The organism is Rhizobium sp. Leaf371 (assembly GCF_001424045.1).
In the GTDB taxonomy this organism is placed as follows: domain Bacteria; phylum Pseudomonadota; class Alphaproteobacteria; order Rhizobiales; family Rhizobiaceae; genus Ferranicluibacter.
In genome coordinates this window covers 1-8,623 of sequence record NZ_LMQB01000014.1, presented here as the reverse complement: position 1 = coordinate 8,623, position 8,623 = coordinate 1, and the positions used below count along the sequence as shown (strand labels likewise).

Annotated in this window: 10 protein-coding genes and 1 pseudogene; 4 read left to right on the top strand and 7 right to left on the bottom strand. The window is 58.1% G+C overall.

The genetic code is table 11. From position 1 onward, the window contains the following. Positions 1–546: 546 nt before the first annotated feature. Positions 547–1,296, bottom strand: coding sequence for an SDR family oxidoreductase (locus ASG39_RS10570; RefSeq protein ID WP_062594989.1), 750 nt, complete (start codon positions 1,294–1,296; stop codon positions 547–549). Positions 1,297–1,875: 579 nt separating this feature from the next. Between ASG39_RS10570 and ASG39_RS10560 the strand changes: the two genes are divergently transcribed. Beyond that, a complete protein-coding gene (locus ASG39_RS10560) occupies positions 1,876–2,163 on the top strand; it encodes a hypothetical protein (protein ID WP_062594987.1) in 288 nt (95 codons plus the stop codon). Between the two features lie 95 nt (positions 2,164–2,258). Here ASG39_RS10560 and ASG39_RS10555 read toward each other — a convergent pair whose 3' ends face one another. The 5 genes from ASG39_RS10555 to ASG39_RS10535 form a co-directional block, all read right to left on the bottom strand. Beyond that, positions 2,259–3,254, bottom strand: a complete 996-nt coding sequence (locus ASG39_RS10555; protein ID WP_244481210.1) for a sensor histidine kinase — start codon at positions 3,252–3,254, stop codon at positions 2,259–2,261. A gap of 17 nt (positions 3,255–3,271) precedes the next feature. Then, positions 3,272–3,496 (bottom strand): hypothetical protein, encoded by a 225-nt coding sequence (locus ASG39_RS10550; RefSeq protein ID WP_062594986.1) that lies wholly within the window; start codon positions 3,494–3,496, stop codon positions 3,272–3,274. A gap of 125 nt (positions 3,497–3,621) precedes the next feature. Further along, on the bottom strand, positions 3,622–3,831 hold the full coding sequence (locus tag ASG39_RS10545; protein WP_062594985.1) for a cold-shock protein: 210 nt from the start codon (positions 3,829–3,831) through the stop codon (positions 3,622–3,624). A 288-nt stretch (positions 3,832–4,119) separates the two neighbouring features. Continuing rightward, a complete protein-coding gene (locus ASG39_RS10540; protein ID WP_062594984.1) occupies positions 4,120–4,323 on the bottom strand; it encodes a hypothetical protein in 204 nt (67 codons plus the stop codon). Between the two features lie 284 nt (positions 4,324–4,607). Beyond that, positions 4,608–4,847, bottom strand: coding sequence for a DUF2934 domain-containing protein (locus ASG39_RS10535; protein WP_062594983.1), 240 nt, complete (start codon positions 4,845–4,847; stop codon positions 4,608–4,610). A gap of 208 nt (positions 4,848–5,055) precedes the next feature. Here ASG39_RS10535 and ASG39_RS10530 point away from each other — a divergent pair, with 208 nt between their 5' ends. Both ASG39_RS10530 and ASG39_RS10525 read left to right on the top strand, forming a co-directional pair. Then, the gene (locus tag ASG39_RS10530; RefSeq protein ID WP_062594982.1) at positions 5,056–6,111 is read left to right on the top strand and encodes an HWE histidine kinase domain-containing protein; all 1,056 of its coding nucleotides are present in this window, start codon (positions 5,056–5,058) and stop codon (positions 6,109–6,111) included. Between the two features lie 2 nt (positions 6,112–6,113). Then, complete coding sequence (locus ASG39_RS10525) at positions 6,114–6,506, top strand: response regulator (protein ID WP_062594981.1); 393 nt, start codon at positions 6,114–6,116, stop codon at positions 6,504–6,506. Between the two features lie 225 nt (positions 6,507–6,731). On the opposite strand, the pseudogene ASG39_RS10520 reads toward ASG39_RS10525, so the two are convergent. Then, positions 6,732–7,733 (bottom strand): annotated as a pseudogene (locus tag ASG39_RS10520) (HWE histidine kinase domain-containing protein). Between ASG39_RS10520 and ASG39_RS10515 the strand changes: the two are divergent. Next, the gene (locus ASG39_RS10515; protein WP_277995965.1) at positions 7,689–8,399 is read left to right on the top strand and encodes a beta-ketoacyl synthase N-terminal-like domain-containing protein; all 711 of its coding nucleotides are present in this window, start codon (positions 7,689–7,691) and stop codon (positions 8,397–8,399) included. The pseudogene ASG39_RS10520 and the gene ASG39_RS10515 overlap by 45 nt on opposite strands. Positions 8,400–8,623 lie beyond the last annotated feature (224 nt).

Here is an 8,623-nt window from a genome sequence, read left to right as displayed (position 1 = left end):
GTGATTTTGGTCCAGGCCATCGTGAACTCCATCGAATCTCGCAAATCCGAAGGAATCATAACCTGTTGAAATCACCCACCTCTTTATGAGGCAGCCTTTCAGACAAGCTTTCGCGCCAGTCGCCGTCAAGTGCGAAGTCAGGGGCCGGTACTTGTTCAACTTACTAGAAGGGCGCCAAAGAGATAAAATCCGGCGGATAGAACCAGTGCGCTTCGCCGCTTTCTACAGCCCACCATTTTGCGTTTCTTGGTGCCCGGCTACAATCGATCTCGAACCGACTCGAGGGGTATGTCGTTTGCATCTATGCCATGTGGTTCAGGGTACGCAAGACTCATGAACCCGCCCTGAAATGGGCTGTTCACCTGCAACTGATCAGTGGCTCGCCGCTCACCTCAGCAGAGTTGACGGCGTTGCAATGTCAGCTTCTGGCGGATACCGGTGGTAGATGTACTGTGGAAGCAAACCCTGCAAGTGAAGTCCGTGAATCGTCAAGCGCTCCTGAGAGCGCCTGACCGTAGGGTTGCGGCAGATGTTTAAGTTTTGGCGCTACTTCACAGCGGAGTTTCCACCGTCGGCAAACAGAGCAGATCCCGCGACAAAACTGGACATGGAGCTGGCGAGGAACAGGGCGGCTTGGGCAATCTCTTCCGGTTGCGCTATTCGTTTCATGGCATGCAGACCTGCAGCCCATTCCTTCTGCGCTTCGTCGCCAGCCATCGCTGTATCAGAGCCGCCGGGCATGAGCGCATTTGCCCTGATGCCCCTGTTGGCATAGTCGGCGGTGATCCCTTTCACGAGCCCCATCAACCCAGCCTTGGACGCTGCGTAAACCCCCATGCCCGGAAGGCCGACACTGGTGCCGACAAAACTAGATGTAAATATAATTGAGCCACCGCCTCTCTCCAGCATAGCGGGGATTTGGCTACGACTTGCTACGAAGGCTGAAGTCAGGTTGGTCGCAAGTGTCTCTTGCCATTCGGAAAAAGTGACCTCTGCGAGTGGTTTTATCGGTCCGACCGTCGCTGCATTGTTGAATGCAATGTCCAAGCCTCCGAAAACACGCGCGGCATCAACAACCAGTTCATCGTGAGTGTCCAGTTGGCCCACATCGCCCACCACCAGATGAACTCTCCCGCCCTTACCCCGGATAGCCTCAGCCACTTTTTCCAAGCCCAATTTGCCACGCGCGTTCAAAACCAGGGCAGCACCTTCGGCGGCAAACAGCATCGCTGTGGCACGGCCGATCCCTGATGATGCACCAGTTATAATTGCGACTTTGTCTTCCAGCATTCCCATGATCAACTCCTTGTTGGGAGCTCAGTCATAGGCAAAGGGCCAAGCACGCTGCCACCCGATTCCTGCAAAACTCTCATGCCCGGCATCAGCGTACGCCAGCCCGGCATCAACGTACACCGAGGCATGTCGGTCGCGCCTGAGGTTTGCTGGTTTTCAAAGCGGATTCAGCAGTGATCGAAGCTGACGTTTGTCGCTAATACCGAACTGAAACCAGTCGATCAGCGATCTGGCTTTAAGCTGAGCATCCTCGGTGGAGCCGTCTACGTCTAGATCCCGACACCAGTCCTCCCACACCTCACGCAGAAGCTCGAGATCGTCCGATGTAAGCGAAACATGCGATGCGAAAGCGGATCCGGTCATGTGACACCTCGCCATTTGATGGACGATTGTGCCATCTGACGAAACGCACGCAAGTGCGGCAAAACCACATGGGCGGCAAATTCGGCTGGTTCTTCCTCGACGCGCACGATCATTGCTGGGAGCTTCATCTGTTCAGCATGTTTCACCGCTCTGAAGTGAGGTAGGATGGAACGGTTCCGGTTGCATTCGAGACCGGTGGAACATCAACGAGGCACATGGATGACATTGAAGATGCGGCCCGGCCTGCCCCCATTTATCAGGGACGAGAACGGTCACATTCCGACCACGGACGAGACAGCCAACTGGCTTGTCATCGTCACGCGCGAGGCTCTGGAAGGGGTAGCAAGTCCTCCTGACCCGTCATTGGAACGCCTGATGCAGTATGCCGATACTTTCGCAGCCGCGGCGACTTACAAACTCGAACTAGGACGTGCCGGAGCCGAAGAAACGATCTGGCTCCAGCGCGAGGACCTCGTCGAATATCAGGCGACCATCGGCCCTGCCTGATCGCCGGTTCCATTCCATGAATTGTTCCCGTTGACGAGCTTGAGATTTCGAACACGAATGAAAGGAAGGCAAGCCGGCAGGCCTTGCGCTGGAGCTCAGCTCGACAGCCGACCGCAGTCGATCCTCAGAGACACCAAGGCGCCGCCTGTGGTCCAGTCGACCGCTATAGTGCCTCCGAGGTGGCCCGACATCGTGCGTTCCAGCATCTTGCTGCCGTATCCGGTATTCCTCGGCACGACGACCTCAGGGCCGCCCTGCTCGGTCCATGCCAGGACGAGGAAGTCGCCGTCGATCGTTCCGGACACATCCAGCGTCCCGCTGGCAACCGATAGGGAACCGTACTTGAGCGAGTTCGTCGCCAGTTCGTGGATAACCAAAGCGAGCCCAGTCGCGGCGCTTTCGCCGACGCCTATCCGGGGAACGGCGACCCGGATGCGTCTGGAGAACGCGGCCGTCTCATCGTAAGGCGCGAGCAGGACCGTAATCAAATCGCCGAGAAGTGCTGCGCTTCCCTGTCCTCCCGGCAACGGCCTGACGAGGTCGTGCGCCCGCCCAAGGGCCGTCAGTCGCTCCGTGAGCTGTGCGGTCATCTCTTCGATGGAACCTGAGGACCGAGATGTGATCCGAGTCAGCCCGGTAGCGATCGCAAGGAGGTTCTTCACGCGATGGCTCATCTCGCCTGCGAGAAGCTCGTGGCCTTCTTCAGCCTGCTTTCGGCCTGTGACATCAAGGAAGATGCCCGTCATCAACCGCGCCTTGATGTCTTCGTCACTCCCCTGCCCGCGGGCGGACACCCACCGGACGTCAAGACCACTCAGAATCCTGAAGTCGATTTCGTAAGGGCCGACCACAGCGCGCGTCGCCGAGAAGGAGTCTCTGACGCGGGTCCGGTCGGCAGGGTGTATCTTTTCCGACAGATGCTCGAACGTGAGGATTTCCTGGGTCGAGATGTCCCAGAGTTCGTACCCACGCCGATCCATCAGGAACGCATCAGTATCGACGTTCCACGTCCACAGCGCCACTCCCGCAGCCTTGATGGCTCGTCGTAGCTGGTCGGAATTCCATTCCGCCTTTTGTGCTTGGTCGGTCACGTCGACACCTTTCCAGATCAAGTCTTGCGAGCGCGCTTCGCGATCAGATTGGTCGAGGCGGTAGCGATAATCTGCGCTTCTTTCGCCAGCCGGGCTTCGCGCAGACGCAACGTCTTCTCTTCCCGTGTCCTGACGATGGACTCCATTTCTTCCACGGCATGTCCACGGGCGAAGAACTGCGACTGCGTATGACCGAATGCGATCTCGGCCTGCTGTCTCGACTTGGAGTGTGTTTCTGTCATGGTAAATCCCACTTTGAGCCCGCCTCATGCGGGCATGAAAAAGGCCAGGCTATTTGCCCGGCCTCAAATTACTCGGTGACGTCAGTGCCAGTACATCCGTGGTCAAGGACGGAACCAGTTTTCGATCAGGCGGCCTGGAGATTGCAGGCCGACATCTTGCCCGACTTCTTGTCGCGCTCGAGTTCGTAGCCAACCTTCTGGCCTTCGACGATTTCGCGCATGCCCGCGCGTTCGACGGCCGAGATGTGGACGAAGGCGTCTTCGCCACCATTGTCAGGCTGGATGAAGCCGAAGCCCTTGGTGGAATTAAACCATTTAACTGTGCCTGTGGTCATGATGAACCCTTTCAAAGCAATGTTGATAGACCACGTCGCCGAGGCTACGCAGATAGTGAAAGCGATGTTTCTGAAAGGAAGGTTCGTTCGAAGCGCGGTGCCAGTCGCGCGATAATCAAAGCTCAGCAAGCAAAATATCGATAAACCATCAATAGCGGGAATGGAGGTCAAAGTCAACTTCAGGTTTTCGAGCCGGCTATACCGCATGCCCTACGAAGTTCATGATCGCGAGGATGATAAAATAGCGCTGCCTCGGCTTCGAGGGGCGAACGGATGCCGCATCGGCTCTCAACTCTGCTCTGTGTCGGTTTCCTGCTCTATCGCTGACAAGCCGTCGTTAGCGGCATCCATGACGGCGGTCAGAAACTCGACACGCTGCCACCCGACGAGATGCGCTTCTTCGATAAGCAACTGGACGGCGTAGTCGACTGCCAGCTTGAGCTCCTGCTGACGTTCCGGGTCTCCGACGGGGCGTGCTGGCGGATCGATCATGGTATGCTTTCTGAATGGAGAGAGACCGCGGCGGACGTGTCGGGCGCTCGGCTGCCGTTTCGTTGGCCGCAGGCAGAAACCGGAAAAACTCCTGCGTTCACCATCCCCATCGTGTCCGGTTGACACACCGCGGTCTCAGGGAAACAAGTATCCTGTGCGAGCTTGGTTCCCGTCGCTTTTGATGAGGGTCCTAGCTAAGGCACGAAAGATTCAGTGGTCGCGGACAACAAACGGCATCCGCGTCATCGCCGCTGGCCAAGACCTAAGAGATCGTATCGTGATCCTTAATCCGGGCTGATCGCCGAGGGTGGCTTGATGTCGATGGCTGATCTGTCTGCGTCATTACCTCCCGCAAAATCTTGGTCGGCTTCCTGATTTGTCTTGGTGACATCCTCGGATTCCTGGTCCGACACATCTTGCTCGCCTGCCTGTGTCCAGTGATTGTCGTGACGCCCTTCCGGCCGGCCTTCGTTCTCCCATAGCCAATAGGCTCTCTCGCGCCGTTGTTTGTCATCGTCAGACATGATGCTCTCCTTATCGTTTGTTGCGACCGACAACTTCCCCTCAGGTGACTGGTTCCCTTCGCAGGTATCACGGGTGGGAGATGAAGGGCACTTCATTCAGGATCAGCAGATCGACTGAAGGCTTTCGCTACGCCTTACGGTATTCGCAGGTTGACGAACCGACGCGAAGCGCCGAAGCAGAAGCTCCTATCGCGGACACTCTGGCGGCATGAACTCACTCGGACATAGACTCTTTGCTCTAAGCGACCGCGTTCGCTCCACGCCCGTGCTGGCATGGGGCATCGCATCTGCTGCGTTCGCCGTCGCGCTCCAAACCAGGTTCCTGTTCGACCATCTTCTGCCGCCAGGCTTTCCCTATCTTACCTTCTTCCCGGCGGTCATCGTAACCGCTTTTCTTGCAGGTATTCTGCCTGGAGCGGTCTGTGCCCTCGCCTGCGGCATTGCCGCCTGGTACTGGTTTATTCCGCCGTTCGGCACGTTCTCGATGGACACTTCGGTGCTCGTGGCACTGGCGTTTTATGTAGGCGTTGTCGGTGTCGACATCCTCCTGATCCAGGTCATGCACAGAGCTGTCGATGGCCTGCGCGAAGAGCGGGCACGGAGCCGTGAACTCGCTCGCGAACAGCAACGGTTGCTCGGAGAGCAAAGGGATCGTGAACGACAGCAACGCATCCTGCAGCGCGAGCTATCGCATCGCATGAAGAACACGCTGGCCATGGTTCAAGCCGTTGTTTCGCAGAGCCTGCGGAATACAACAGATCCTAAACTCGCTGCCGGGCTTGCGTCGGCTCGTATTCAGGCGCTCGCCCGCGCACAGGACGCACTGACCGCGACCGATTGGTCTGCAGCCGATGTGGAAACGCTCGTCAGGACGGCTGTCTCTGCTCACGATGATGGCACCGGACGTTTCCAGATAAGCGGTCCCTCGCTTGCTCTGGAAGCACAGCGTTCTCTTGGGCTCGCGCTGGCGATCCATGAGTTGGCAACGAACGCTACCAAGTACGGCGCACTGTCATGCGATGGCGGCACCGTTACCATTTGTTGGAATTCGTCACAGGTCAATGGCTTCAGGTTTAGCTGGATCGAAGCAGGCGGACCGGAAGTTGCGGAACCTTTAAGGCGCGGGTTCGGTTCACGTCTTACCGAACGCGTGGTGCCTGCCTATTTCGAGGGAAGCGCGAAGACACGATACACATCGGGTGGAATCGAATACGAACTGGAAGGTACGCTGCGACCGGATGACACCGATCTCGCACGGGATTGATCATGGGACAAAGCTACGACCGCCGCCGCATCGCGGTCCTCGTCGTCGAGGACGAGCCGCTTCTCCTTATGGATGCGATGGACATGATAGAGGATGCTGGCTTCACCGTTTACGGGGCGGCGAACGCGGCAGAAGCGATCAGCCTCATGGAGAAGCACGACGCGATCCGCGTCCTCTTCACCGATGTCGACATGCCGGGATCAATGGACGGTCTGAAGCTGGCTCATGCCGTTCGCGATCGTTGGCCTCCCGTCTCCATCATTATCGCGTCAGGGCATGTAAACGTAGCCCACGAGAGGCTACCGGAAAATGGCATCTTCTTTTCGAAGCCTTACCCGCCCGCCTCTATCGTAACCGCACTCGACGGAATTGCCGCGCGGATCGTACAGGGATGATCGAACTGGCACGCTACATCGAAAGCTGATCCTGCTTCCTCGGCTCACCTCGTTCAGAGGCCTCCAACGTGCCTGCGGTTGCTATTGCGGCAGAGCATGAGGTTCAATGTCCGGAGTTGAAGCATCCGACGTCGGAAAGGGCAACGCCCTTGGCACGGTCGACAGCCGTAGCTCTTCGACTTCCGCCTCCTTCAGACCTGTCTCTTCTGATCACAGCCGTGTAACTCACAAAGCAAGTCGATCCAGCCTGATACGTATCGAGATGAGCGCGCCGCTCGTTGGCCATGCATACGTTATTGACCCTCCGAGCGTCCCGGACATGGTCCGCTCCATGAGCTTGCTTCCGTAGCCGGCAGGACCCTGAGGTGGCGCGACTTCGGGACCGCCTTGCTCGCTCCAGGTAATCTCTACATTGTCTCCGACGATGGTTCCGGCCACGTCCAAAGTTCCGTTGGCGCTTGATAGAGATCCGTACTTCAGCGAGTTCGTTGCAAGCTCATGAACGACCAGAGCCAGACCAGTCGCAGCCTGCACGCCAACCCCCATTCTTGGAACAGCGACCCGGACTCGGCCGGAAAAAGGCGAGATGCTGTCATAAGGGGCAAGCAGAACGGTGAAGAGATCGCCGAGTAGGGCCGCCTCGCCCTGCCCGTCCGGCAGCGGCCGCACGAGATCGTGGGCGCGACCGAGCGCCGTCAGCCGTCCCATGAGCTGTTCGGTCATCTCTTCCTTGGAGGACGAAGACCGGGACGTGATCTGGGTCAGGCCACTTGCGATGGCCAGGAGGTTCTTGACGCGGTGGCTCATCTCTCCGGCGAGGAGTTCATGTCCCTCTTCGGCCTGCTTGCGACCAGTGACGTCGAGAAAGATGCCCGTCATGATGCGCTCGACGATGCCTTCGTCATTGCCCTGGCCACGTGCGGACACCCAGCGGACGTTCGGCCCGACGATGATCCGGAAGTCGATCTCGTAGGGGCCGACGATCACCCTGGTCGCCGTGAAGGCGGCTCTAACGCGCTCTCTGTCGGCAGGATGGATCTTCTCGGAAAGTCATTCGAATGTCACGACACCATCGGCGCCGATGTCCCAGAGCCTGTAGCCGTGCGGATCCATCAGGAAGACATCCGTATCGACGTGCCACGACCACAGGGACACCCCTGCGGCCTGAATGGCACGGCGAAGATGTTCGGGTCCCCAATCGGGCTGGTTAGCAACATTGGTATTCATCGGTGCCCACTCATCTTCGTCAAGATATGCAACATTACCGATGACTATAGATGCTTGAGGATGTGCACAACTAGCCGTGCATCGCGTCCCTTCGACACATCACGCGACGGCTTCGTCATGGGAGAAGGAGCAGGAATGCTCGTCATCGAAGCCTTGAGCCATGCGCTTGCCCGCGGCGCCAAGCCACTCGCCGAGCTCGTCGGATATGGCACGACAGCCGACGCCCATCACATCACCTCCGGACCCGAAGACGGAAACGGCGCGCGCCGAGCCATGGAGATCGCTATCGCGCAGGCGGGCATTTCCGCACGGGAGATCGGTCAATTGAACGCGCACGCAACTTCCACTCCGGTCGGGGATCTCGGAGAAATCAGGGCTATCAAGACTGTGTTCGGCTCCGACAACACCGTCGCGGTTAGCGGAACCAAATCGGCCACAGGGCACCTCCTCGGTGCGGCAGGGGGGCTTGAGGCTATCTTCACCATTCTGGCGCTGAGAAGTCCGATCGCACCGCCAACCTTAAACCTCAGTGCGCCGGATCCAGAGGCAAAGGGTGTCGACTTCGTCGCCCATACCGCGCGATCAATTGCAACAGAATACGCCATATCGAATGGCTTTGGTTTCGGCGGCGTCAATGCGAGCGCAGTCTTTAGACGTTGGACATAATGAGATTTGGTAGGCGAGAAACGGGCCGAGCGGCAGAACTGCGTGGCCGTGCGCACCGAGCTGCGTGCCGTTTGTCGCCTGCCGCGTCCCGCGATGAGATCAAACAGAGTCTCGTAGGATTAATCGTATCCATCCGGCGAAGGCCGCAGAGCTTATGATTTAGGCTGGTCCGCCATGATGCGTTCGATCCTTTCCGGATCACATTGCTCGTCGATAAGGAACTG

Coding starts and splice junctions, on each gene's coding strand:
- ASG39_RS10570 (WP_062594989.1), bottom strand. CDS start 1,296: ATGGGAATGCTGGAAGACAAAGTCGCAATTATAACTGGTGCATCATCA.
- ASG39_RS10560 (WP_062594987.1), top strand. CDS start 1,876: ATGACATTGAAGATGCGGCCCGGCCTGCCCCCATTTATCAGGGACGAG.
- ASG39_RS10550 (WP_062594986.1), bottom strand. CDS start 3,496: ATGACAGAAACACACTCCAAGTCGAGACAGCAGGCCGAGATCGCATTC.
- ASG39_RS10545 (WP_062594985.1), bottom strand. CDS start 3,831: ATGACCACAGGCACAGTTAAATGGTTTAATTCCACCAAGGGCTTCGGC.
- ASG39_RS10540 (WP_062594984.1), bottom strand. CDS start 4,323: ATGATCGATCCGCCAGCACGCCCCGTCGGAGACCCGGAACGTCAGCAG.
- ASG39_RS10535 (WP_062594983.1), bottom strand. CDS start 4,847: ATGTCTGACGATGACAAACAACGGCGCGAGAGAGCCTATTGGCTATGG.
- ASG39_RS10530 (WP_062594982.1), top strand. CDS start 5,056: ATGAACTCACTCGGACATAGACTCTTTGCTCTAAGCGACCGCGTTCGC.
- ASG39_RS10525 (WP_062594981.1), top strand. CDS start 6,114: ATGGGACAAAGCTACGACCGCCGCCGCATCGCGGTCCTCGTCGTCGAG.
- ASG39_RS10515 (WP_277995965.1), top strand. CDS start 7,689: ATGTTCGGGTCCCCAATCGGGCTGGTTAGCAACATTGGTATTCATCGG.